The organism is Leptospira koniambonensis (genome assembly GCF_004769555.1).
GTDB classification, from domain to species: domain Bacteria; phylum Spirochaetota; class Leptospiria; order Leptospirales; family Leptospiraceae; genus Leptospira_B; species Leptospira_B koniambonensis.
Genome location: NZ_RQFY01000001.1, coordinates 44,625 through 69,415 on the forward strand (window position 1 = coordinate 44,625; position 24,791 = coordinate 69,415).

Annotated in this window: 27 protein-coding genes; 2 read left to right on the forward strand and 25 right to left on the reverse strand. The window is 40.2% G+C overall.

Going from position 1 to position 24,791, the window contains the following annotated elements; all coding sequences use genetic code 11:
• Positions 1-22 precede the first annotated feature (22 nt).
• Positions 23-3,619 (forward strand): vitamin B12-dependent ribonucleotide reductase, encoded by a 3,597-nt coding sequence (locus tag EHQ52_RS00220; protein WP_135613270.1) that lies wholly within the window; start codon positions 23-25, stop codon positions 3,617-3,619.
• A 95-nt stretch (positions 3,620-3,714) separates the two neighbouring features.
• Here the strand turns inward: EHQ52_RS00220 and gspN are convergent, their stop codons facing one another.
• From gspN to EHQ52_RS00290, 14 genes are all read right to left on the reverse strand, one after another.
• Positions 3,715-4,671 (reverse strand): type II secretion system protein GspN, encoded by a 957-nt coding sequence (gene gspN / locus EHQ52_RS00225; RefSeq protein ID WP_135613272.1) that lies wholly within the window; start codon positions 4,669-4,671, stop codon positions 3,715-3,717.
• Between the two features lies 1 nt (position 4,672).
• A complete protein-coding gene (locus EHQ52_RS00230) occupies positions 4,673-5,203 on the reverse strand; it encodes a hypothetical protein (RefSeq protein WP_135613274.1) in 531 nt (176 codons plus the stop codon).
• A gap of 12 nt (positions 5,204-5,215) precedes the next feature.
• Positions 5,216-6,832 (reverse strand): cell division FtsA domain-containing protein, encoded by a 1,617-nt coding sequence (locus tag EHQ52_RS00235; protein WP_135613276.1) that lies wholly within the window; start codon positions 6,830-6,832, stop codon positions 5,216-5,218.
• Complete coding sequence (locus EHQ52_RS00240; RefSeq protein ID WP_135613278.1) at positions 6,832-7,962, reverse strand: type II secretion system minor pseudopilin; 1,131 nt, start codon at positions 7,960-7,962, stop codon at positions 6,832-6,834. The genes EHQ52_RS00235 and EHQ52_RS00240 overlap by 1 nt, the downstream gene beginning before the upstream one ends.
• Positions 7,959-8,654 (reverse strand): type II secretion system protein GspJ, encoded by a 696-nt coding sequence (locus EHQ52_RS00245; RefSeq protein WP_135613280.1) that lies wholly within the window; start codon positions 8,652-8,654, stop codon positions 7,959-7,961. The genes EHQ52_RS00240 and EHQ52_RS00245 overlap by 4 nt, the downstream gene beginning before the upstream one ends.
• A 1-nt stretch (position 8,655) precedes the next feature.
• Positions 8,656-9,204 carry a prepilin-type cleavage/methylation domain-containing protein gene (locus tag EHQ52_RS00250; RefSeq protein ID WP_135613282.1) on the reverse strand — a complete coding sequence of 183 codons (549 nt, stop codon included), beginning with the start codon at positions 9,202-9,204 and terminating at the stop codon, positions 8,656-8,658.
• Complete coding sequence (locus EHQ52_RS00255; protein WP_135613284.1) at positions 9,185-9,754, reverse strand: type II secretion system protein; 570 nt, start codon at positions 9,752-9,754, stop codon at positions 9,185-9,187. Before EHQ52_RS00255 ends, EHQ52_RS00250 begins: the two co-directional genes overlap by 20 nt.
• Before the next feature lie 5 nt (positions 9,755-9,759).
• Entirely contained in the window at positions 9,760-10,239 is a 480-nt protein-coding gene (gspG, locus tag EHQ52_RS00260; protein WP_086448692.1) for a type II secretion system major pseudopilin GspG, read from the reverse strand.
• A 23-nt stretch (positions 10,240-10,262) separates the two neighbouring features.
• Positions 10,263-11,489: a type II secretion system F family protein gene (locus EHQ52_RS00265; RefSeq protein ID WP_135613285.1), complete on the reverse strand. Its 1,227-nt coding sequence runs from the start codon at positions 11,487-11,489 to the stop codon at positions 10,263-10,265.
• Between the two features lie 11 nt (positions 11,490-11,500).
• Entirely contained in the window at positions 11,501-13,174 is a 1,674-nt protein-coding gene (gene gspE / locus EHQ52_RS00270) for a type II secretion system ATPase GspE (protein WP_135613286.1), read from the reverse strand.
• A gap of 4 nt (positions 13,175-13,178) precedes the next feature.
• The gene (gspD, locus tag EHQ52_RS00275) at positions 13,179-14,969 is read right to left on the reverse strand and encodes a type II secretion system secretin GspD (protein ID WP_135613287.1); all 1,791 of its coding nucleotides are present in this window, start codon (positions 14,967-14,969) and stop codon (positions 13,179-13,181) included.
• A 7-nt stretch (positions 14,970-14,976) separates the two neighbouring features.
• Entirely contained in the window at positions 14,977-15,870 is an 894-nt protein-coding gene (locus tag EHQ52_RS00280; protein ID WP_135613289.1) for a general secretion pathway protein GspC, read from the reverse strand.
• 86 nt (positions 15,871-15,956) lie between these two features.
• The gene (locus EHQ52_RS00285) at positions 15,957-16,970 is read right to left on the reverse strand and encodes a M23 family metallopeptidase (RefSeq protein ID WP_425269369.1); all 1,014 of its coding nucleotides are present in this window, start codon (positions 16,968-16,970) and stop codon (positions 15,957-15,959) included.
• Positions 16,939-17,304: a type II secretion system-associated lipoprotein gene (locus EHQ52_RS00290; RefSeq protein ID WP_208653426.1), complete on the reverse strand. Its 366-nt coding sequence runs from the start codon at positions 17,302-17,304 to the stop codon at positions 16,939-16,941. The genes EHQ52_RS00285 and EHQ52_RS00290 overlap by 32 nt, the downstream gene beginning before the upstream one ends.
• Positions 17,305-17,395: 91 nt before the next feature.
• Between EHQ52_RS00290 and EHQ52_RS00295 the strand changes: the two genes are divergently transcribed.
• Positions 17,396-18,931, forward strand: coding sequence for a YifB family Mg chelatase-like AAA ATPase (locus EHQ52_RS00295; protein ID WP_135613291.1), 1,536 nt, complete (start codon positions 17,396-17,398; stop codon positions 18,929-18,931).
• 30 nt (positions 18,932-18,961) lie between these two features.
• Here EHQ52_RS00295 and EHQ52_RS00300 read toward each other — a convergent pair whose 3' ends face one another.
• From EHQ52_RS00300 to rpsP, 11 genes are all read right to left on the reverse strand, one after another.
• Positions 18,962-19,159: a hypothetical protein gene (locus tag EHQ52_RS00300; protein ID WP_008590301.1), complete on the reverse strand. Its 198-nt coding sequence runs from the start codon at positions 19,157-19,159 to the stop codon at positions 18,962-18,964.
• Between the two features lie 94 nt (positions 19,160-19,253).
• Positions 19,254-19,613: a YraN family protein gene (locus EHQ52_RS00305; RefSeq protein ID WP_135613292.1), complete on the reverse strand. Its 360-nt coding sequence runs from the start codon at positions 19,611-19,613 to the stop codon at positions 19,254-19,256.
• A gap of 72 nt (positions 19,614-19,685) precedes the next feature.
• The gene (locus tag EHQ52_RS00310; protein ID WP_135613293.1) at positions 19,686-20,870 is read right to left on the reverse strand and encodes an HD-GYP domain-containing protein; all 1,185 of its coding nucleotides are present in this window, start codon (positions 20,868-20,870) and stop codon (positions 19,686-19,688) included.
• Positions 20,867-21,145 carry an EscU/YscU/HrcU family type III secretion system export apparatus switch protein gene (locus EHQ52_RS00315; protein WP_208653427.1) on the reverse strand — a complete coding sequence of 93 codons (279 nt, stop codon included), beginning with the start codon at positions 21,143-21,145 and terminating at the stop codon, positions 20,867-20,869. Before EHQ52_RS00315 ends, EHQ52_RS00310 begins: the two co-directional genes overlap by 4 nt.
• Entirely contained in the window at positions 21,133-21,939 is an 807-nt protein-coding gene (locus EHQ52_RS00320) for a hypothetical protein (RefSeq protein WP_135613294.1), read from the reverse strand. The genes EHQ52_RS00315 and EHQ52_RS00320 overlap by 13 nt, the downstream gene beginning before the upstream one ends.
• Positions 21,908-22,600, reverse strand: coding sequence for a ribonuclease HII (locus EHQ52_RS00325; protein ID WP_135613295.1), 693 nt, complete (start codon positions 22,598-22,600; stop codon positions 21,908-21,910). Before EHQ52_RS00325 ends, EHQ52_RS00320 begins: the two co-directional genes overlap by 32 nt.
• An 85-nt stretch (positions 22,601-22,685) precedes the next feature.
• Positions 22,686-23,120, reverse strand: coding sequence for a 50S ribosomal protein L19 (gene rplS / locus EHQ52_RS00330; RefSeq protein ID WP_135613296.1), 435 nt, complete (start codon positions 23,118-23,120; stop codon positions 22,686-22,688).
• A complete protein-coding gene (gene trmD, locus EHQ52_RS00335) occupies positions 23,117-23,785 on the reverse strand; it encodes a tRNA (guanosine(37)-N1)-methyltransferase TrmD (RefSeq protein ID WP_135613298.1) in 669 nt (222 codons plus the stop codon). Before trmD ends, rplS begins: the two co-directional genes overlap by 4 nt.
• Positions 23,775-24,293: a ribosome maturation factor RimM gene (rimM, locus tag EHQ52_RS00340; RefSeq protein WP_135613300.1), complete on the reverse strand. Its 519-nt coding sequence runs from the start codon at positions 24,291-24,293 to the stop codon at positions 23,775-23,777. The genes trmD and rimM overlap by 11 nt, the downstream gene beginning before the upstream one ends.
• A complete protein-coding gene (locus tag EHQ52_RS00345; RefSeq protein WP_086448707.1) occupies positions 24,286-24,516 on the reverse strand; it encodes a KH domain-containing protein in 231 nt (76 codons plus the stop codon). The genes rimM and EHQ52_RS00345 overlap by 8 nt, the downstream gene beginning before the upstream one ends.
• Positions 24,516-24,782 carry a 30S ribosomal protein S16 gene (rpsP, locus tag EHQ52_RS00350; RefSeq protein ID WP_135613302.1) on the reverse strand — a complete coding sequence of 89 codons (267 nt, stop codon included), beginning with the start codon at positions 24,780-24,782 and terminating at the stop codon, positions 24,516-24,518. The genes EHQ52_RS00345 and rpsP overlap by 1 nt, the downstream gene beginning before the upstream one ends.
• Between the last annotated feature and the right edge of the window lie 9 nt (positions 24,783-24,791).

The following is a 24,791-nucleotide window of genomic DNA, read 5'->3' on the forward strand; positions in this document are numbered from 1 at the left end:
GGAGTTTCATAAGGAGAATGCTATGAAGCTAAATAAACATTTCACTTCACCTGAGAAGGGGTTTTCTAAGGACCTAAACTGGGTTAAAAGGAATTCTAAGATTTCCAACCCTGACGGATCCGTCGTTTTCGAAGCTAAGGACATTCTTGTTCCGGACCAATGGTCTCAAGTTGCAGTAGATATTCTTGCCCAGAAGTATTTCAGACGCAAAGGAGTGCCAAAATACTTAAAAAAAGTAGATGAAAAAGGCATTCCAGAATGGTTACAACGCTCTGAACCAGACACTGAAAAACTTTCTTCTTTAAAAGCAGAAGATCGTTTTGGTGGAGAGGCTTCCGCGCAGGAAGTTTTCCATCGTTTAGCGGGCTGTTGGACCTATTGGGGATATAAATACGGTTATTTTTCAGACGAAGAAAGCGCTAAAACTTTCTATGAAGAAGTCTCTTTCATGCTGGCTTCTCAAATGTCCGCTCCTAACTCCCCTCAGTGGTTCAATACTGGATTACATTGGGCGTATGGGATCGACGGCAAATCCCAAGGACATTTCTATGTGGATCCTACCAGTGGAAAATTGGTAAAATCTGCTTCTGCATACGAACATCCACAACCTCATGCATGTTTTATTCAAAGTGTAGACGATGATTTAGTGAATGAAGGTGGTATCATGGATCTTTGGGTCCGTGAGGCTCGCCTATTCAAATATGGTTCCGGAACTGGAACCAACTTCTCTAACCTGAGAGCGGAAAACGAATCCCTTTCTGGCGGAGGAAAAAGTTCCGGTTTAATGAGTTTCTTAAAGATCGGAGACCGTGCAGCTGGTGCGATCAAGTCTGGTGGAACCACTCGTCGTGCAGCTAAAATGGTATGTTTGGATGTAGATCATCCAGATATCGATCGTTTTGTAGATTGGAAAGTGGAAGAAGAGAAGAAAGTAGCTTCTCTTGTAACTGGATCCATTCTGAACAACAGACATCTAAATGCGATCATGAAAGCTTGTTACGAAATGGAAGGAGAGGATCGTTTCGAACCTAAAAAGAATGCCGCTCTTAAAAAGACAATCGTAGAAGCTAAGAAAGTTTTAATTCCTGATAATTATATCAAGAGAGTGATTGATCTTGCGAGACAAGGTTATAAAGAACTCATTTTCGAAGAATTAACCACAGACTGGCAATCAGAAGCGTATAATACTGTTTCTGGACAGAACAGCAATAACTCAGTTCGTCTTCCGAATGAGTTCATGACTGCGGTTGAACAAGATCTTCCTTGGCATTTATATAACAGAACTGAAAAGGAAAAAGCTCTCAAAGAAAAAAGAGCTGCTAAACCTGCAAAAACCATCAGAGCAAGAGATCTTTGGGATAGAATTTCTTTTGCAGCTTGGTCTTCTGCTGACCCAGGAACACAATATCATACTACCATCAACGAATGGCATACCTGCCCTGAAGATGGAAATATCAACGCTTCCAACCCATGTTCAGAGTATATGTTCTTGGACAATACTGCATGTAACCTGGCTTCTGCAAACTTACAGAAATTTGTAGATCCTGAAACTCTGGTTTTCGATGTAGAAAGTTTCCGTTATCTTTGCCGTCTTTGGACAATTATCTTAGAGATTTCTGTAACCATGGCTCAGTTCCCATCTAAAGAGATCGCAGAACTTTCTTATAAGTTCAGAACTCTTGGACTCGGATATGCAAACCTTGGTTCTGCATTGATGATTATGGGAATTCCTTATGATTCAAAAGAAGCAATGGCGATCACTGGTGCCATCACTTCTATCATGCATATGACAGCTTATGCTACTTCTGCGGAAATGGCAAAAGAGCTGGGACCATTCCCTGGTTATGAGAAGAATAAAAAGCATATGCTTAGAGTTCTAAGAAACCATAAAAGAGCGGCATATAATGTTCCTTCTGAAGATTACGAAGGTCTGACTATCACTCCTGTGGGAATTGATCCTGCATACTGCCCTTCTTACCTTTTGAAAGCTGCTCAGGAAGATTCTGATAATGCAGTTTCTTTAGGAGAAGCTCATGGATACAGAAACGCACAAGTTACAGTAATCGCACCAACAGGAACGATCGGTCTTGTAATGGATTGTGATACTACCGGTATCGAGCCTGATTTTGCTTTGGTGAAATTCAAAAAATTAGCGGGTGGTGGTTATTTCAAAATTATCAACCAATCAGTTCCTTTGGCTCTTCGTAAACTTGGATACTCCCCTTCTGAGATCGAATCTATCGTGAATTATTGTAAAGGACATGCTACCTTAAACGGAGCTCCTGTAATCAATACTCAAAGCCTGAAAGAAAAAGGTTTCACGAACGAGATTTTGGAAAAAGTAGAATCTTCTCTTCCTTATGCGTTCGATATCAATTTTGCATTCAATAAGTTTAACTTAGGTGAGAATTTCTTACAAAAGAACTTAGGGATCGCAAAAGAAACGTATGATTCTTTCACATTCAATCTTCTTGAACATTTAGGTTTTTCTAAAGATGAGATCAATAAAGCAAACGACTATGTTTGTGGAACAATGACCATCGAGAACGCACCTTATTTAAAGGAGAAAGATTACCCTGTATTCGATTGCGCGAACAAATGTGGTAAATACGGAAAACGTTATCTTTCCTATGAGTCTCATATCCGCACTATGGCTGCAGCTCAGCCATTCATCAGCGGTGCGATCTCTAAGACAATTAACCTTCCGGAAGATGCAACTATTGAAGATATCAAAAACGCATACTATATCTCTTGGAAGATGATGGTAAAAGCGAATGCTCTTTATCGCGACGGATCTAAACTTTCTCAACCTTTGAATTCTGTATTGGAACTTCTAAACGGAATCGAATTAGAAGAACAAGAAGAGATCGCAGAAGCTGCGGTTGCTAAAGATCCTTCTCAATTTGCGGAAAAAATCGTTTATAAGTATATCTCTCACAGACGTAAACTTCCTAACAGAAGAGCTGGTTATACTCAAAAAGCAGTCGTTGGCGGTCACAAAGTTTATTTAAGAACTGGTGAATACGAAGACGGACAACTCGGAGAGATCTTCGTGGATATGCACAAAGAAGGTGCTGCGTTCAGAAGTTTGATGAACGCATTTGCGATTTCCGTGTCTTTAGGCCTACAACATGGAGTTCCATTAGAAGAGTTTGTAGATGCATTCACATTCTTCAAATTCGAGCCGAATGGTATCGTGACCGGAAACAAACATATCAAAATGAGTACTTCCGTAATCGATTTTATCTTCAGAGAACTTGCGATCACTTATCTGGGAAGATATGATCTTGGCCAAGTAGCTCCAGAAGATCTAAGAGGAGACGAGATCGGATCCAGAAAATCTTCTGAGTCCATCCAGCAGCCTAAAGCGGCTTCTCAACCGGTGGCTTCTGCGGTAGTGGAAACTGCTCCTGCTTCTGAGCCGGAAACTATTTCCTACTCTCAGATGATCATTAAAGAGAAGCCTACCTCAGGAATTGCTCTTATGGAAGAGATCAAAATGGCAAGGATCAAAGGTTATACCGGAGATTCCTGCACAGAATGTGGATCTTTCGAAATGGTAAGGAACGGTTCTTGTTTGAAATGTATGTCCTGCGGTGCAACCACTGGATGCTCTTGATCTAAAGAGCACCAGCTCGCGTTGATAATAAAAAAACCTCAGGTGGGATCAACACTTGAGGTTTTTTTATGCATTGAGAAAAGTTTAGAAATTCTTTAAGGTGCTGGGCTGCCAGGTAAACCAGCAGGAGAGTTCAAACCTGGAATTTTGAATTCAGGTCTTTGGAAACTTCCTGTAATTGGGATACATTTCCCATTTCCACCTTTTTCTAAAAGATCCAAGGACCCTACAATGATCTGGTTTTCTGCAGCAGAGGCGAAATTCCTTTCTAACTCGAAACAAACTTTTAGATTTAATTGAGAATTGGGAAATGAATCTGAAAGTCTGATATTTCCGTGAAGATCCAATCTTGCAACGGATGTATCTATTACAAATTCTTCGAACTCTACCATTCCTTGGTCAATTCTGGAAGTGATTAGTATCTTATTTATGAAAAAGTTTTCTATTTTTCCTATAAAAGGAAAATCAGGAAGATTCGGAAAAGATCCGAATTTTCCTTCCGGCATTTTAAGAGAGAATGCTCCGCCAAATCTGCTAGCTGGGACAACCAGAGAGTCTAATTGCAGGTGACCTTCTAACTCTCCTATGGTCCCTAGAGTTTGATTGTCATAGTCTATTTCTAAATCTTCTATCTCGAAATCACCGTTTACCTTTTTTCGTAGTAAAGAAAAAAGTCCAGCTTTGATATGGGCATTCTTGGATCTAATCTTGAATGATTGTCCCATGATCTCCATCGATTCGACGGAAACTTTTCCGAGCAGAACTGAGACTGAGAGTTCGTTAAAAAATATACTGCTTGGTTGTCCGGAAGAAGAATTCATTAATTGGCGGACAATATTTTCGTACGGGAATAATAGGATCAAAAAAAGAAGAAAGGAACTAAGCCCACTTCCTATTAAGATTAGTTTTTGTTTGAGGGAGAATCTAGGAGTATCCTCCTCTTCTAATCCGTCTGGAGGTAATTCCTCCAATTCCATGGTGAGGAATTCTTCTTCCTCATTGGAAATTAGTTCATCCTCTTCTTCTATTTCTATCTTTTTTGGGCGTGCCATCTTATTTTCCAGAAGCGACGCTATAGGCCGCAATTTTCATGTTCACGTCGTAGGTATTTCTATCTTGGTAAGGTTTGTTGGTCTGGAAATATTCGACCCTTGCATTTACCTTATTACCCTTATCTATATCAAATAATAAGGCCATAACGTTTTCTAGAGGAACACCTCTTAAATTCACTTCAAAAACGATTACTTGGTATTTTCCTTTGTCGATCGTTTTCGCGGGGATAGGTCTCATCGATGAAATTCTATCCTTTACTCCATTCTCAGAAAAGATCCTTTCCAACTTTGCTGCAAATGCACTTTGATCATTCTCCCCAGTATTTACATTCTCCAGAGATCTGAAAAATAAATAATCTGAGATTGTTTTGTCTAACTGTGCGACTAATCCAGGTGTATTATTAACTGTCTCAGATAGATCTGTCCTGAGCCTATAAATTTTACGGACTACTAAGAATACGAGCAGTGCCAGAATTAGTCCTGCTGCGATCAGTAATAAAAATTTTTCCCTAGGTTGTAATTTTTGCCACATAGACGATCCCTCTTAATCGTTTTCTTCGATTTTAGAGGACACCTCCATTTTAATCACAAAGGAAACTTTATACGTTTTGAGTCCGAAGTTCGGGCGGTTACTTTCTAATTTTACGGTTTTGAACATTGACGATCGGGCCAAAGAATCTTGTACTTTTCCGATTTCTGAAATTTCGTTTACTGCGCCTTGGATAGAAACCGTGCCGTTATCGTAAGTTATACTTTGGAATAAGAAAGGTTGCATTCCTGGATCAGGAAACTTTAAAGAAATCTCATGTAGTACGTCCAACACACTCGGCTTAGATAGATACTTTCTATAAAGTTCGGTTTTTCTTTCTGCGCCATCTCTTAGGCTTTTTGCAAATTCTATAGGATCTCTATTAGAAGGTACACTGGACCCAGTGCTAGATTTTACTTTTTCAGCTAGGATCTTATTGGCTGCGGCAAGTTTTCTTTTATCAGAAATAATTCCTAAGAAAAATACTCCGATCAAAAGTACAAAAGAGACTGAACCTAAGATAATATGAGGTTTGAATATACTTATATCGAATAAGTTCTTGTTTAGCCTTTTTACATAAGGAGTTTCTAAAAAATCTATTTTAGTTTTTTTAGATTGGATTAGATGATAGGCCATCCCATAGCAGGTGGCGAATCTGTCCGGATCTGCGCTTAAGAAATCGTATCTTCGGGCTTGGATCCCAAGATTTTCTCCAATAAAGGATTCTAAGTCTCTAACCTTACTTCCTTCTCCAGAAAGATAAACTACTTCAGGTCTTTCAGTTTCTTCTAATGAAAGGAAACTTCTGCGAACTTCTTCGCTTAAGGATGTGAAAAATTCTTGAGCGATTGCAAATGCCTTTTTGATATCTGCAACTTTGAGTTTGTATTCTTTTGCGAATAAGTTCAAGCCGTCTTCAGGCGAATGAAATGGTTCGAATTGTATGCTAGTCTTTAAAGCTTCTGCTTTATCTTTAGGGATCTTTAAGGCTTTCGAAATTTCTTCAGTAAGAGTATCTCCACCTACGGAAAGAAAACGTGTATGCGCTATCTTTCCATCCTTGGTTACGTTCAAGATGGATTTTTTACCACCTATGTCTAACTGAGCAATATTCGCGAACTGTATCTCTTTATGTAAATGTTTGGAAATAACAGAACCCAAACATACTGAATCAACGAAGATCCCGCGGAACACTAGGCTGGATTCTAAAAAAGGATAAGCTAATGTATCAAACTCTGAATGATGAGAAGTATAAGTAATTACGTCTGACTTGTCTTGGTCTATTCTCCAAACTGAGCCTAGGACCTCTACAGTTTCCATTGGGAAAGGAACTCTACTTTCTATTTCGAAAGGAATTACTTCTCTAACTGCTTTTTCCGTAGTTAATGGAATGGAGATCTCTCTTACAAAAAGTCGATCTAGGGAAAGAGAAAGTACGATTGCATGTTCTTCTGCGAAATATGTGTTAATAAAACGAAGTATATTTGTTTCATACTCCTTTTCTTCCATTCTGGAGATGGGCATGGTCTCTGCTCGAAGCAAAGTTAGGTTCCCTGCCACTCTTTGGAACAGAACACCTTTTACAGAATTTGTACCGTAATCTACGGTTAAAAACTTTTCGTATAAGAACATTAATCTTCTCTATAATATAGCATCAGGTTATTGGTCAGGTCAAAAATTCCGGTGATCCTACGAACAATCTTAGGTCCTTTCATAACATCGGAAGTTTTTTTACTATTATAGTTTCTTTCTACTTCCCCGACGGCGCTGATCCGAAATATTTCGCCCTTTGTTTTGATCCTTCCACCGGAGACATCGGTTCCTTCTCCCGCTAATTCTTTGTAAAGAGAAAGCCCGCCTACGGAAGGTACCTGGAATTCTGGGATGGTTTCCAGATCCTTAATTTCTTTCAGGTAACCGCCCTTTTTGATCTTCATTTTCATGATCTGAAGAACGGATTGGCGGTTCATAAAATCGGATAGAGACATTAAAACGAAGTACGGTGCGGCGTTCAAGTTGATTCTATCGTCATAGTTCCTTTGGAAAGGCACAAACGCGGTCAGATTATTTGCCAAAACGAAATCAGACTCTCCAATCAGACTTTTTTCCTCGTCGGACATAAAATCTTTGGAATACTTTTGTTCATAGTCAGGAGGTTTTTGGGAGCCATAGACTAATTTAGGATCGAATCCCTTCACAGAGGTTAGCTCTGAAAGAGAATACATATATGCGTTTTTGATCTTTCTGGGAGGAGTCAGTTTTTCATAATATGAAATTTCAAAATTTCCCTGGCTATCATCGTCCAACCAATCTATCACCGGGTTGAAAAGATCCCTTTTCATTCCCAAACGTTCCAGAAGTCTTTGAGCCATTTCTTGGTTTCTTAAATTCAGTTCTTTTGTATCTGCATTGAAGATAGAATTTAAATTAATTTTTCCGTCTTCACCCTGGATCTTATAATAGATCCATCCTCCTCCCATTGGAACTGGAGGCGGGTTCAAACCTATTCCAGATTGGTATAATTGTTCTTCCGGAATTTTCCTAAGTGCTGCCAAGGCTCCTTGGAATCCTGCCTTTGCTAAAAGAGAAGCCTTGAATCCAGACATTTCTCCTTGTGAAATTTTATATTCTGCCATGGATCTTTCTGCAAAATCCAAGGTGGTAGTTAGAGCGGCTACACCAATGCCTCCGACTAGGAGCATTACAATTGCTCCTCTTCTTCTGGAGAATCTTCTGCCTTTTAGACCAAGACCTGAATTCATTTCAGAAGAATCCCTGGGAATGCAAGAGTTTCAAAACGTCTTTCCTTGTTTCCCATATTTGCGATGATCTCTATTCGGATAAGACGAGGAATACTTTTCCTTTGGAAGGAATCCCATTCTTCTTCCCATTCTTTTCCTGTTTTGGAAAATTTAAAAGAGAGAGATTTTACGTTATCTAATAGCTCGTATTCTTGTCCTCCAACGAATGGATAACGATCTACTATCTCATCTTCTCTTCTCATTAATTTATAATAATCAGTGCCGTCTTTTTGTTTTAAGTAATATTCTACTTCTCTTACTTCTGGAAGTGCAACTTCTTCCGAGTTAGGATGGACTGCTGCAAATACTATAAAATGATCTTTAGTACTTTCTCCGGGATGTCTCGGTCCATCTTCTGATTTGCGTGATTTTCTACTTACGAAGACCAGATTTTTTTCTGTTTGAAAATAGTAAGCCATGGTCAAAGTACTTCGAATATTTTCGATGACTGAGATCGCTTTTTCTCTATCTACACCATCTGAGCCTGAAGTAGGACGAGTTACTTTTAAGATGGTAGCATAAGTCCCGAATACCATTCCGAGTAAAACTCCAAGTAATGCTGCTACGATCGTTAATTCTATGAGTGTAAATCCGGACCTTCTTCTTTTGCGAAGATATATAAGGGAAATTGAATGTTGAGAAGAGGTTCTCATATTAATTCATCCTTGCCTTATAGGTCTCTATAGTGTATTGTTCCTTTACTGGAATTCCTTGGTTATCTCTTCCGCCCGTTGGATATTCTATAGTTACATAAATGTGAAATACTGCGATAAGTCCGCCCGTTGCAGAACCTTGGTTATTACCGGTTCTTTTTGCAATGAGTTGATTCATACTGGAGTTCGTTCCTCCAAGCAAATCTTCAGGTTTTTTACCGCTTTCTTTTCCTGCCATTTTAAGAAGATCCAAATTCTCTTCTTTGATGATTGTAGTAAATCTCCAGTCTTGGTAACCTGGGATATCCCCGGAACTAGTATCTGCTTGCAGAATAGTGGCAGAGTCTATCTGAGCCATTTTAATTTTTGCTAAATGAGTAGCTTCCATTTGGAGTGCTGCAACTTTTTTGAGTCGTATTCCTTCTGAAACCACCATGAGTACATAGAGAAGCCAACCTGCGGCGAGTGCGAAAGCCAAGGTCATTTCCAAAATAGTAAAACCCTGTCTCTTTTTAAGAGGGTTTTTTCTTTTAAAACTTACTCGTACCATATTGCTCGCTACGTTTGTATTCTTCCAATTGTTCCTTGGAAACGGTCACTTCCCCGTCTTCTATATCAGATTTTCCACCATAACGTTTGATAATTAGTGTTCTTTTAATTTCAGGATCTGGACCTAAGTGAATATAAAAATCTTCGGCCACAGCCATCGGAGAAAACGGAATTCGGATCTTTCCTGTATTATATCTATAACCTCTTCCGTCCATCACATCTATAATGGAAGAAGAGCTCGGAAGTTCCCTGTCTTTGAATACTGGAACTTCCTTTAGACCAGTCTCGTCTCTTTCCATATCTATGACTGTATAAGTTTCAGTATCTACGTTTAGCTGAAGATAGACTGTTCTTTGATTGATCTTTGCCCTTCTGAAACAGAAGTTCACAACGTCATGTAATAACATTGCTTCTTCTTGGGCGCCTGGTGTGAATAAACTAGCTAAGGAAGGAAGCACAAGAGCGAACATCACTCCAATCAGGAATACTGCGACTCCCAATTCGATCAATGTGAAGCCAGAACGGATCCGGCCTTTCGCTCTCGGGCTCATTGGATTTACTTTTTAGTGCCGGCAGAAGTGAATTGGGCAGGATACTGTTCTTCTTTAGTAATATCGAAGTCTGAATTCAAACCTTCTCCACCTTCTACTTTATCCTGACCAAAAGTGATGATCTGGATCTCGCCTGCGCCATCATATCTAAGTTTGTATGGATTTTTCCAAGGATCATTAATAGCATCTTTACTATTCATCATTGGAGTCCAGGTCTCAGGGATATCTCCAGTAGTTGGTTTTTCTACTAATGCGTCTAAGCCTTGCTCTTCACTAGGATAAGTTCCAAATTTAGAAGCATATCTTTCCAAATGCATTCTAAGTTCCTGTCTGTCTTTTTTGATCTTCATCTTCGCAGTTTCGTTGGTTACAGTTCCGAAATCTACGTTAACAAGGATGATCGCCATAAGCGCTCCCAAAATAGCAACGACGATCGCTAATTCTATAAGAGTGAATCCTTTTCTCCGTTTGTTTCCCGTTTTCAAAGTCGGTTCTCCTATTTCTATTGTTATATACCTTGTAAGTTTTGGGTCAAGCTGAACATCGGAACGATGATCGCCGCCATAATGATACCAATCGCAAAACCCATAAAAACGAGCATTAACGGCTCGATTGCCTGGGTCGCATTTTTAAGAGATGAATCCACTTCTTGGTCGTAGATTTCTGCTAGTTTGTTCAACATCTCAGGAACCCTATCCGAAACTTCTCCGGCAGACATCATACCTAAGACGAGTTGGGGCAATATCTCTGACCCAGTGAATGATGCAGAAAGTTTCTCTCCTTCTCGAATTCTATCGCATGCATTTCTGATTTCTTGTCCAAAAACTGTATGATCTACGATCTGTTCTACAATTTGGAGAGAAATAATCAGAGGTACTCTATTTGTGAGAAGTATTCCTAGGTTCCTTGCAAAATTGGATATAAGTACTTTTTTATTGAGAGTTCGAATGATTGGAATATTCAAAACGAACTTTTCCCATTTTTCCTTACCTTCCGGAGTGGATTTATAAAAGAAGAAGCCCAAAACTCCGCTAGCTATCAATGGGAAGATCAAGAACCAATATCCTGTCAGAAGTCTGGAACTTCCGATCACGATCTGAGTGATCATAGGAAGTGTAGCATTAAATTCTATGAATAGATGCTCAATCTGAGGAACTACTGTTGTAAGTAGGAATATGATCACGATCTGCAAAAGACAAAAAATAATTCCAGGATAAACAAGTGCGGTGGTGACCTTACTTTTTAACTGCATGTTTTTTTCTTCCATCTCAGCTAAACGCATGAGTGCAGTTTCATAATCACCTGTTCTTTCTCCTACGGAAACAAGAGAAGGATACTGATTCGGAAAAATGTCTGGATGCTTCCTCATCGAATCAGATAAGGAAGTCCCTTCAGTAATGTCTGCCTGCATTGCGATCACTACTTTTCTAAAAACTTCATGATCAGTCTGTTCAATGATACTAGAAAGAGATTTATCTAAAGGAATTCCAGCGCCTAAAAGAGTTCCAAGTTGTCTGGAAAAAAGACCAATGATCTTTTTCGGAACTCTATAAAAAAGTTTAGCTAAGAATGGAAAAAGTTCTCTGTCCTTTCTTTCCGCGTCTTCGGAAATCTGGCGAACGTATAAACCTTTTCCTTTAAGTTTTGCTCTTGCGGATTGGATATTAGGGGCATCTATAATCCCCTTCTCTTCCTTTCCTTTTTTGTTAAATGCAATGTAAGTATAGAGTGCCATGGAAGGAAAACTTAAGTAACCCTTAGAACTTCGTCCGGGGTGGTGATTCCATCCAATACTTTTCGGATACCGTAATCTCTCATTGTGGCAAATCCATTTTCTAAGGCGATATCATTGATCGTATTTGTATCCGACCCTGCAAGTATTGCATTTTTGATCGGAGTACTTATGATCAGAAGTTCATAAACTCCTGTTCTTCCTTTAAACCCAGTGTTCATACAATGAGAACATCCTTTTCCTTTGTATAAAACTCCTCCTTTTAGATCTTTTTTGGAAATACCTAAGGACTCTAATTCCTGAGGTGTAGGTTTATAAGAAATTTTACATTCTTTGCATATAGTTCTTACAAGTCGTTGGGCCATAAATCCTAACACCGTAGAAGTGATAAGATAAGGTTCAATTCCCATATCCACAAGTCTTGTGGCAGCGGAAGCGGCATCATTCGTGTGCAAAGTGGAGAACACTAAGTGACCCGTTAAGGAAGCTTGGATCGCGATCCTTGCTGTTTCCTCATCCCGGATCTCCCCCACCATGATCACGTCCGGGTCTTGACGAAGAATAGCACGTAGGCCGGTAGCAAATGTGAGCCCGATCTTCTCCTGCATTTGCATTTGAGAAACACCATCTATCTGGTATTCCACTGGGTCTTCACAGGTGATGATATTTCTTTCTTCCGTATTCAATTCTGTGAGAGCAGAATATAATGTGGTGGATTTACCGGATCCAGTAGGACCAGTTACTAAGATGATACCATGAGGTTCATAGATAAGAGTTCTAAGTGTTTTAACAAGATCAGGATAGAACCCCATTGTTTCCAAAGAATATTTCTGGTCGGTTTTATTCAAGAGACGCATAACGATACGTTCTCCGAACTGACAAGGAATTGTAGAAACCCGGATATCCACATCCTTTCCTGCAAGCCTGAGTTTGATCCTACCGTCTTGAGGTAATCTGTTCTCTGCGATGTTCAGATTGGACATGATCTTAATACGAGAAGTAATTCCCGCATGATAAGACTTAGGAGGAGTTAATACATTATGAAGAATACCATCTATCCTGTATCGGACCACTAGGCTTTTTTCGTATGGTTCTACGTGAATATCCGAAGCTCTTTCATTTACTGCCTGAGAAAGGATCACGTTCACCATTTTGATGATTGGAGCGTCGTCAGAGAGATCTATTGTTTCATTATCGAAACCTTCTGCAAGTTCCGAAAAACTACCTTCCATTTCATTCAACATATCTTTCGCTGCGGCGGAAGTATTGTCGAACTGGGAATGGATGAGCCTCATTACTTCAGGCTCGGGCGCGAGTATAAATTCTATTTTAAATTCTTTTAATGCGGAACGAACGTCGTCCATCGGGTGAAGATCCGTTGGATCTGACACTGCAATTTTAACGTTCTTCTTATTAAGTTCGAATGGGACTATTTTACTTTTTTGGATAAGTTTAAGAGGGATACGGTCGTAAACTTCTTCCATTCCCTTGAAATCCAGTTTTTCCCTGAATTCCATTTTGTATAGGCGGGCCATCGCCTTGAGAACGTCTACTTCTCCTGCGATCCCTTTTTTCTGAAGAATATGTCCTAGGGGTAAATGATTCTTTTTTTGTAGTTTGAGAGAGTCTTCTAGATCCTTGGAGGATATGACCCCGTCTTCTACGAGAATATCACCTAGAGTTTTCACTGTATTATTCTCCGCGTTCCTTGATGGTGGCTTCCTTGTTAAGGACCCTTTCCCTTTCGATTTCGTATCTTTCTTGCTGTAACTTCTTCTTAACAGTCATCTTATCAGCAAGTTCACGATTATCCAAGATATGTGGAGTGATAAATACCATCAAATTGGTCTTTTTTAACTGCTCAGTAGTTCTACGGAAGATCCAACCCAGATAAGGAATATCTCCGAGTAGAGGAATCTTGATCAGACGTTTTTGTTTATCGTTGGAGATCAAACCCCCGATCACAATCGTTTGTCTATTATCAATAGTGATAGTAGTTTTCACTTCCCTTCTGTTGAAGGTCGGGTTTCCTCCCGCAAGTGCGATGGAGGCAATGTTTTTGATCTCTTGTAAAAGATCTAAAGTGATCCGGTTATTCTTATTCACGTGAGGAGTGAATTTTAATTTAATACCAGTCGGACGATACTCATAGTTATCCACTGTTACTGCGTTAGCGCCACCAAGACCAGCGTTACGGCTTTGGGTCCTAACTGGAACGTCCTGTCCTACGTTGATCTCTGCTTCCTGGTTATCCAAGGTGAGAACTTGTGGAGCAGATAATACGTTGAAGTTCTCATTTCCTTGGTTTGCACTCAAGATCCCTAAGATCTGTTGAGCACCAGCTTGAACGAATCCAAGAGAGAATCCAGATAAAGTATTCAAGTTCGGATTGATCCTACCGCTTGAGTTGATGATATTTCCTTCTTTTGCAAGTCCTGAGTTGAACTGGCTATAAGGACCTTGGCCTTGGAATCTCCAATCAATACCAAAATCATTTGTATCAGTAGAAGAAAGTTCCACGATCAATACTTCTAACAAAACTTGCTTTCTTGCAGAATCTAAAACTCTGATGATCTTACGGATCTCATTCCATTCTGCTTCAGTTGCAGTTACGATCACAGAGTTGGATTCTTTATGTGCAACTGCCTTGATCTTTTCTACTTTAGGAGCAGGAGGAGGCGGTGCACCAGGTTGCCCACTTGGAATAGGCTGGTCTCCAACAACTGGATTATCCAATTTGATGAGAGTAGCCGCGATCTTCTCCGCTTCATTAAATTCTAAAGTATAAATATGAACATCACCCGCAGAAGATACTGCTCCAGGTGTGGATTCATCCGGTCTTACATCTAATTCATTTACTAAAGTGAGAAGTTTATTAATGTCTGCAGTAGAACCAGAAAGTACGATTGTATTCGTGTTTCTATAAACGATAATATCTGTATTTGGAGAAGTTAATCTTTTTAAGATAGGCTCTAATTCTTCCGGTTTTACGTTTTCTACCGGAATGATCTGTGTGATAATACGATTATCTAAAGCTTCCGTTTCAGGGATAGGTTCCTTACCTACTCTCACATAAGGAGATCTAGCAAGTGCATCCTTTAGTTTAACGATAGTGATCAGATCTACTTCTTCTACGATCGCGAATCCCATGGATTCCAAAACAGCCTTCATGAATGGAAATGCGTTTTTGATCGGAATCTCTTTTTGGGAGATGATTGTGATCTTCTTACCTTTTAAACTTTCATCCAAAAGAATATTTTTCTTTAGGATCGCGCTCATCCCTTTTAGAAAATCATTAAGTTCTGTATCTCTCCAGTTAGCATAAAAGGTTTTTTCCTTTGTATCTTCTGCAGTTGGGGTCGTACTTCTTTTACTTCCCTTTTTGAAAGCCTGGGAGAGTAACCCTTCGTTCACCGAAAGAAGAAGTAAAAACGCAAATGTTGCGTTTCTCAAATATCTGGATCGTAAATCTGTTTTGCGCATTTAATCTCTAATTCCGGATGATGAATTCATAGGACAGTACCTTGCCCATTCTCTCTATGTCTACGGATACTTTATCGGCCGTTTTCAAGGAATTCCATATTTCCATCATTTTCACCGTATCGTTTAAGGGCATTCCGTTTACCCGTCGCACCACGTCTCCGGTCCTAGCTCCCAAAGAGTAAAAAATATGATCGCTGCCAATACTGTATATTTTGTAACCGGCGATCGTATTATTTTCCAAATAAGGACCGAATTTTCCCTTATAAAGTTCAGCTACGTTCGCTAATTTCCTATTCACGTCCTGTCTGGACAGAATTTTACGAACTGTATCTGCTGCAGGTGGTCCACTAGGAGAATCGGCCTGGGCTCCTAATTTAGCCCTGGCTTCTCCTGGTGTTTGGCCTATCTCCACTTTGAGAGATTGGCCCCCTTTTTCTAAAACAACATGGTTGAGAAGAATGGACTTTACCTTGTATCCGCCGACAGCTTCTCCCATTGCGAATTCTTCCGCGTTTTGTTTCCCTTTTTCTAAAATAGTAACTCTGGCAAAACTCCAGTGACCGCTTAAGGTTCCGGTGACTCTCATTTCTTCACCTTCTCCAGTATCTGGAGGAGCTCCAGGAGTTCCGTCTACACCTGCAGGAGTTTCCCCAGGAGGAGGAGCTAAACTTCCTCTAAATAAAGAACCGGTCACCATCTCCTTGGACATTTCGATCGTGATAGGATTTTCTGAAACAGGTCTTCTGGGTGCTGAAGTGGAGGAACCTGTTTGCACATTCGGGGTCAGAAAAAGTAGAAGTATCCCTCTACAAAGATATGCCAGAGAGAAGGAAAAAAATATCACGACAGGGATCAGAACATAGAATGTATGTTTTCTGAATTCGATAAAAATTGCGTTCATTGCGCCCTTCGGATATTCTCAAGGAATCATTCTAAAAAAGCCGGACCTTAAACTATGGCCTCGGCTTTTTGAAAGATGATCGGTTATTAAAGTTTTGCTACTTTGCCTGGGTCCAGGTTAGTAACAATTTTTAAGGTCTTCCTAAGCGCCACCTCAGGGTTTATCCTTTTTCCGTTATAGAACACCTCGAAATGGAGATGGGAACCTGTGGCGGAGCCTGTACGACCTACGGCACCTATGACCGTGCCAGCTTTCACTTTCGTTCCCTCTTCCACTGTAATTTTAGCGCAATGCGCATACATGGTTCTATAACCGTTTGGATGATCTACGATGACTGAGTTTCCATAACCGCCATTCACTCCGGCAAAACTTACAACACCATCTGCGGAAGCGAGTATTGGTGCTCCTTGAGGGCCAGCCATATCAATACCTGTATGGTAACCACCTCCACCCGTGTGGAATGGATCTTTTCTTTTACCGTATCTGGAAGAAAATCTAGCACCTAAAACTGGAGTGATGAATACTCTTTTGTATTCTATCTTTTGGCGAGAAGCATTCCCTACTTTTACAGGAACACTTAAGCTTTGTCCTACTTTTAGAACTGAACCTTTATTTAAACCATTTGCTTCTGAAATTTTAGCAGCAGTGGTCTTCAAGGATTTAGCGATCCTGAATAAAGTGTCCTTAGGTTTTACGATATAGGATTTTATAATGAAGCCGCTTTGGCTAACGATCTTTGAGGAAACAATTGGATTGATGCTAATAAAAGAAGGAAGTTCCAGATTGGATTTATCCTTATGATAGCTTAGAGAAGAATATTTATCTTCTTCCCACTCTTCCGGGGATTGGGAGAATAATTGTTTGATTTTACGTTCTTCTTTATCTGTGAAGAAAGAAGAATCTTTATTCGCGTAATCGCTGATCGCGTTTTCGTAATTTTTAAGAGGATCGGCCGATAAAGCCGAAGCCACCATGGCGGTTATAATGGGAAGGCAAAGAATCGTCCGTTTCACATATTTAATATCGGCCGCATCAGGATGCCTTCTTGAACCTATGGGGGAACGACGGCTACTTTTTCTTTTTATATTCCGTGAGCTCATTTGCAACGATCTTATCCAAATCCTCTATACTGATGGTCTTTTTCTCTATATCTTCGTTCACCTGATAGGCGATCAGCCTGCCGATAGCATGTTCCCTTTTCTGGTCCGCAGGGAAACATTTTACTTTAATCAGGGAAGGAGTCGATTCGACATAGATTCGGACCAACATTCCCTTCTTATAAGTTTCGGTCATGGAGACTTTTGTGTCTTTTTTAAGGCTGTATATCTTATCTTGGTAGTGTTCGTTGATCTCGAATAACTTCTCTTTTTTAATCAGTCTGGCCCCGCACTGTATGGTAAATAGAGCCAATAAAAAAGCGAGGAATCGCACCATTTCATGCATAACTTACTGAAGGTCCGGATGTGATAAACTAGTTTTTAGAAAAAAAGCGAGAGGCCTGAATTTTTCCGCACCTGTCCTGGTTATGGAGACATTCAAACTGACCAAATTTCTGGGGGCGTCCCTGGAGGGAATACTTCCCTTTCCTGTATCCGTCGAGATCAATATTAAAAGAGGGATCCCAAGATTCCAAATCACAGGACTTCCTAGCACTTCTATCAGGGAATCAGCAGATAGGATCAGGATTGCGATTGAAAACAGTGGATTTGAATATTCTCTGCAGAATATTTTGGTCCATCTTGCTCCTGCTGGCAGAAAAAAAGAAGGGACATACTTAGATCTTCCAATTGCCGCAGGGATTTTATACTTAACGGAACAATTACCTCCTTCTCGAAAATTAGAACGATTTCTTTTCTTAGGGGAATTGGGATTGGATGGTTCCGTAAAACCACTAAAGGGAATTCTTCCTATACTTTCCGGACTTGATAGCACGAACTTTACTGCTGCTGTTGTCCCTTTTGAAAATCGAAAGGAAGCTTCCATACTCGGAAAATTTCCGATCTATGTAATCTCTCACCTAAAAGATTTAGTCTCTTTAGCCAAAGGAGAATTGAGCCCTGAGCCAAAAGGTGAGATAAAGATCAGATCAGAAGTTCTTCCTTTGAAATCTGAGTTTCATAAAAGCCAATTGCCTGCAATACGAGCAGTTCAAATCGCAAGTGCAGGATCTCATCATTGTTTATTATCAGGTCCTCCTGGAGCAGGAAAAACAATGCTTTCTAAATTGGCTTACGGATTTCTTCCAAAGATCCAAGAGAAAGAAGGAATAGAATTATTAGGAATTCGTTCGTTACAGGAGATACTTTCAGACACATATGTAGAAAGACCTTTTAGAAGTCCCCACCATACCTTATCCGACATTTCACTCGTTGGGGGTTCAAGCAGCCTAAAAATGGGAGAAGTTTCCTTGGCCGGAAATGGAATATTATTCTTAGATGAACTTGCAGAATTTCATTCTAGAAATTTACAAGCATTAAGAGAACCAATGGAAGAAGGTAAAATCACACTTTCCAGGATCAAAGGTTCTATCACCTACCCTGCTTCTTTTTTGTTTATAGGAGCTACCAATCCCTGTCCTTGCGGATATTACCAAACCTTAATAAGAGAATGTAACTGCAGCATTGCAAGCATTCGAAATTACCAATCTCCTTTTAACGGGCCTTTCTTAGATAGGATCGAAATATTCTATCATATGGGTTTTTCGAGAAATACGGATGGAGAAAAAATTTCTATAAATCTAAAATCCATCCAAGATTCTATCCAATCCGCAGCAGATATGCAGTATCGAAGATTATTTAAAGAAACAGGAAAACTATACAACGGAAGATTAAGAGGAGAAGAAGTAGAAAGAATGATCCCTCTTTCTAAGGAATGTGAAACATATTTTTGGAAGGCTGCTAATGATCAAAAGTTCAGCATTCGTAAGGTGGCTCATTTTAGAAAGGTAGCGAGAACGATTGCAGATTTGGAAGGTTTGGAGGATGTGCTTTTGAGAAATTTGGAGGAGGCCCTTGTTTTCCTGAATTCCGGATGGTCTCCGGAAAACAGGGCCGTAACCTAATTTGTTCTTTCGACGGTTTTATTTTTGTGGTTACTTTGACAGGAAATGCGAGAGTTCCATAGCGATCTTATCGATTGCGAAATCAATGTAGTTTTCGTCCTCGATCTTCTTCTTATAGTCCTCGAATTTCCGCTTCTTGATTGGAACTCCTCGTTTTCTCAGAATCACTGGGTCTGGCCCGAACGGATCGGACCCGGCCAAGTTGCCGAGAATTTGGATGCTTTTCATAGTTACTTCCTTGTAACGATTTAAGGTCCTCATCCTTGAGAACCCGCAGACAATTCGAAAATCGACTCGTTTTTCAAATCGCTTAACGATTGTTTTAGAATAGATTAAGATAATATTTCAGTTCCCTTTTTTCAGTTATTAAAGCCAGGGAGAAGGAGACAAAATGATCTCTAAAGGAAACGTTTCTGCTCAAATAATACTGAGCTGCCGTCTTCATCCTGCGGATCTTGACTTTCGTGAATATTTCTAAGGGGTGAAGCGGAGAAGTTTTGGCCCAGTACTTCACTTCCGTAAAATAAAGGACGTTTTCTTTCTCACTGATTATGTCGATTTCTCCCTTTTGGATCCGGAAGTTTCTTTCTAAGATCTTATGACCTTGCTCACAAAGAAGCTCTACCGCAATATTTTCTCCTTCTTTTCCTTTTAGAATATTTCGTTTAGATCCAGGTCTCATATAGAAGACCTGTTTCGAAAAAGAAGAATGGGGAGAATATTTCGGACTTAAATTAAGAAATCCGAAAAAATTTTAAGAGTTTACAGTAGCTTCTTGTAGATCGAGAGCCTTGACGATGAATAAATGATTTTCTTTTACCAGATCCACTAGTACCAAGTTTCTCACAAAAGTCCCATATTCGTCTTTTATAATACGAATAGAAGGTCTTAAAGGTTTATCCGCATTTGCAGCGAGAACGATCCCCACTCTTTTATCTGAAAGTTCCACACAAGAACCTACAGGATACAAGGAAACTTGGTTTAAGAAAGTTCTTACTATCTTTAGGTCGAACTTACCCACATCCATACTGATCATGGATTTGATTGCTTCGTGAGGAAGAACTCTTTGTCTATGAGGTCTGTTTGTAATTAATGCAGAAAAATTATCTGCGATTGCGTAAATACGAGCATTCTCTTCGATTGCAGTTGCTGCGATCTTCTGAGGATAACCCTTTCCATCAAAACGTTCATGGTGTTGTAAAGCTACAACCGCCAAACTATTCTTAATTTTGACTCTTTGGGTCAAAACCTGATAGCCTATGATCGTGTGCTTTAGGATAGATTTGTATTCTTCGTCGGTGAGTTGGTCCGTTTTTTCGGAAATGGTTGCAGGAACCTTTGTCATCCCCACATCTGCAACTAAACAGGAGATCGCAAGATCTACCATTTTAGGACGCGAGAAGTCCAAAAGTTTTCCAATGATCAAAGCATAGAATGTAGAAGTAGTGATCTGATTATATAGATAATACCCTGGGTTATTCATTCCAAGGATCAGATAAGAAAGATTATTGTGAGTTCTTACAAAGTCAGAGAGCGCCTCTCCTTGCTCTCTCACCGGGCCAAAATCAAATATCTTATCATCCGCAACTTTTCTATAAACGTCTTGTACGAGTGCGAAAGTATTTTTGTATAGATTGGAAAATTGTACCTTAATACGGTTCAGGTTATCGTAGATCCCCTTCAGAGGAAGTAGGTCCTCATCCACGATTGTAGAGATGATAAAATCCTCTAATTGAGTTTCCAATCTTTCAGGATCCACATCTATAACTAAGATATCTCCGTGGGTTAATACCTCGGTGATACCGAATCTTTTCAAACGTTCCAGATCCGAATCAGTGATTGGAGTATTGGAAGTGATGAACAGATTTTCTTTGTCCAGATATACGGGCTTTGTAAATCTCATACCCGGCTTCAATTCGGACACGTTCAATTTTTTCATTTTTCAAATTCCCTTGTTGCTTCCGCTTTTTGGCTGAGTACGAAAGCAAAAACACCCGCAACCGCTCTGTATAAATTTTCCGGAATTTCTTGTCCTACCGGTATCGGAGAAAGTGCCTCGGCCAAAGGAGCATCCTCCACTATAGGAACTCCGTGTCTCTTAGCCACACCCTTGATCTTTTCACCTAATAGACCTTCTCCCTTAGCTAGGATTTTGGGGCCTTTATTCTCGTCCGGTGTAAACTTTAGGGCGATTCCGAATTTCACGCAGTCCATTCCCTTCTCTGTAAAGAGGGCTTATATTGTATCCTGAGTTCCTGGAATCTAACTCCCGATTCTTCCAAGAACTGCATAAATTTTTTACGATTCCGACCTATATGCAAGTACAATTTAGAACTAGTATAAATAGCAGTTAGAATCAGGTCCGATGCATCTTCTTTTTTCCAGTGGAATCTGTACAGACTCGGACCGTCCTCTTTGGTCTCCATAAAAAGCACAAATATACGACCCGGATCGGTTCCACCCAAATACCCTTCTGCATTTCCACCTTCCCATTCCCACTCGAAATAGGGAGTCTCCGATTTCCATTCGAAATGAGGAAAATAGCTTTTGAGGAAGGCCAAAATACTATCTTCGGAAATGGGGCCTTCTTCTTTATGTAGTACCTTCTCTAAAACTCCTGTGAGTCCTTTTTCCAGGGGAGAAAATATTTTGGATTCGTCCTCTTCTAACGTTAGTTTTCTTTCCTGAATTTTCCATTCAGAGTTATTACCGTTTAAAGTTCGGGATAAAAGCAATTGTTCTCCGGTGAGAAGACTTGTTTTAGTTTCGGCTTCTAATGTTTCTCCTTTCCAGAGAAGTATTGCCTTTCCGTCTTTTGTACCTTCTTTCACCCAGACCCTGAAAAAAGGAGCCTCTTTGGATTCACCATCAAATAATTCAGGATTTTGGAGTTTGGTAGAAGATCCGACTAAGAATGAAATTTGATGAGATTCAGGGACTCTATCCGTTTTTCGGACCTGAGGATTTTGGTTTTTATCAATCGGATTGGGAGGAGGGATCGGAAGCATGGAATTTTTTAGTAAAAGATCTTCTGTGGATTCTTGCTAGTCCCAGATTCCGGATTGCTTCTTCATGTCCCGCGCTTCCGTATCCTTTATGCCCTTCGAATCCATAACCAGGAAACTTAGGAGCAATCGCTTTCATAAAACGATCTCGTTTTACTTTTGCGATAATGGATGCGGCCGCGATACTTGCGATCCTGGAATCCCCTTTTTTATAATAGTAAGACTGGCGTTTTACCTCTTCCGATTCCTTGTATTTGGAAAAATTATAGTTTCCGTCTATTAAGAGCAGAAGTTTTCTTCCGTTACTTTCTATCGGAGCTTGGGAGGCCTTTCTATAACATTTCAGTATACCTTCTAATACTGCTCTGTTGATCCCGTAACGATCTATATAGGTATGGGATAAGAATGCGTGGGCGACTCTGTGGGCAGTTTCCTGTATTTCTTGAAACAAAGATTCACGTTTTGATTCAGATAGTTTTTTGGAATCGTTCAGCCCTTTTAAGATCTGACCCGCATAGATCCTTTCTAAAACTTCTGGTGTGAAGGAAACAAATCCTACAGATAAAGGACCTGCATAAGGACCTCTTCCTGCTTCGTCTATCCCGCAAGGAAGATGATCAGGAAAAAATTTTAATTCTTCCGGTTCAAAATTTGCAAGAGGCATTTGATTTTAAGGGAGAAGGTAAAAGGAGAAGTTAAGAAGGAAGGAATGAAAGTTGCGGCAGATCCGCCGCAACTAAAGAAGGTTCTTATTCTGCGGCAGTAGTTTCCGCAGTCGCAGCAGAAGCTTTTGCTTCTTCTGCAGTTTGGCGTTTTCTATCTTCTGCTACTAAGATTTTTCCGCCTTTCAACTCGCGAATACGAGCAGATTTTCCGGAACGTTCTCTTAAGAAGAATAGTTTAGAACGACGAACCTTACCTTTACGGACTAGTTCAATTTTAGCAATACGAGGAGAATATAGCGGGAATACTCTCTCAACACCTACATCGTAAGAGATCCTACGAACAGTAAAAGATTTTCCGTTTCCGCCGTTAGAGATGGAGATCACAACTCCTTCGTAAACCTGGACCCTTTCCTTACCGGACTCTTGGATTTTATAATGGACCTTTACAGTATCCCCAACATTGAAGTTTAGGGTACGATTTGCTTCTGTAGGAAGTCCGCCTTTTAAAAGTTCTTTCATAAATTCCTCGTAATATCAGGGTCGACTTTCTTTCGATTGGCGTTGCGCCAAGATTCGATCGCCGCGTGGTTTCCGCCCAAGAGAGTTTCAGGAACCTTCCAGCCATTGTACTCGGAAGGTTTCGTATATTGTGGATATTCTAAAACATCCCGTTCGTTATGAGATTCTTCTTCCAGGCTCTCTCGGTCGCCTAAAAAGCCGGGCAAAAGCCTGGACACAGCATCCGTAATACAGAGGCTAGCCAAATCTCCGGCTGAAATTACATAATTTCCAAGGGACAGTTCTATGTCAACAAGATGCTCTGTTACCCTGTGATCCACTCCTTCATAATATCCTGATATAAGAGTGATTGGTTTTTCGAGCTTGGAAAGTTTCTCCGCAACGTTCTGATCGAATGGAATTCCGGATGGAGTTGTAAGAATTACAAGTCCTCTATCTTCTCCCAGTGACTTTAATGCTAGGTCTATAGGCTCTACTTTTAAAAGCATTCCAGGACCTCCACCATAAGGTGTATCGTCTACCTTTAGATGTTTATTATTGGAGAAGTCTCTAAGATGTATTATATTAACGGAGAACACTCCCTTTTGGATGGCCTTCTCCTGTAGTCCTTCTGAAAAGTAAGCCTCTACTTTTGTGGGGAATAAGGTAATAAAATTAAATTTCATTCCAATCCTCAGGACTTATTAAAACGATCTTACCTTCTTCTAAGAGTACTTTTCCTACATGTTTTTTCACATATGGAACTAAAACCTCAGAATCTTCTGTTTGAAAGACTAGAATAGAATGTGCAGGATTTTCTAAAATGTCTACCAATTCCCAACCAAGTTCTTTCCCATCTTCAGAGATAGCTTTTAAGCCTTTTAACTCGAATAGATAATATTCTTCGTTTTTGGATTTTGGAAAATGAGAACGATCGATATACAGTTTGCCACCAGTTAAGGAAGAAGCTTCTTCCGGAGAATTAATACCTTCTAACTGTAAAAGTATCTTTCCCGACTGTATCGAGGATTTAAGGATTTTAATGGGAACAGGTTGTCTAGAAGGAAATTCTAATACGGCCTGGAGGGGAAATTTAAGTTCCGGGACAGAACTATCCTCTGCAACCAATCGGATAAAACCCTTCAGTCCGAAGGGCTTTCCTAAATGTCCAGTTAGGATTCGAGTCTCAGTCAATAATTTCTAAGGAGAAATTTCTTCCGGCTTTGATGGAGGCTGCGGTTAAGATCGCTCTTAAGGACTTGGCGATCCTACCATTTTTGCCGATCACTTTCCCCACATCCTTCGGGGAAACCCGGAGTTCTAGGACGGTTTGTTCGTCGCCCTCGATTTCACGTACTGAAATCTCCTCCGGATGATCTACTAGAGAAGTAACGATATAGCGGATAAGCTCTTCCATTACTTCTTCAGAGATTGTTTGTATTCCGCCCAGATGCCCTCATGTTTAATGAGGTTCAGAACGGTTCCGGTAGGTTGAGCACCTTTAGTGAGCCAGCCTAAAATTTTCTCTTTATCCAGAACGGTTCCACTTTTCACTTCTGCTGGGTGATAGTGTCCAAGGATATCGATAAATTTACCGTCTCTAGGGGAACGGCTATCTGCAGCCACTACCCGGTAGTGAGGGTTGTTTTTGGCTCCGGTTCTTTGTAGTCTGATCTTAACCAAAGTAAAATT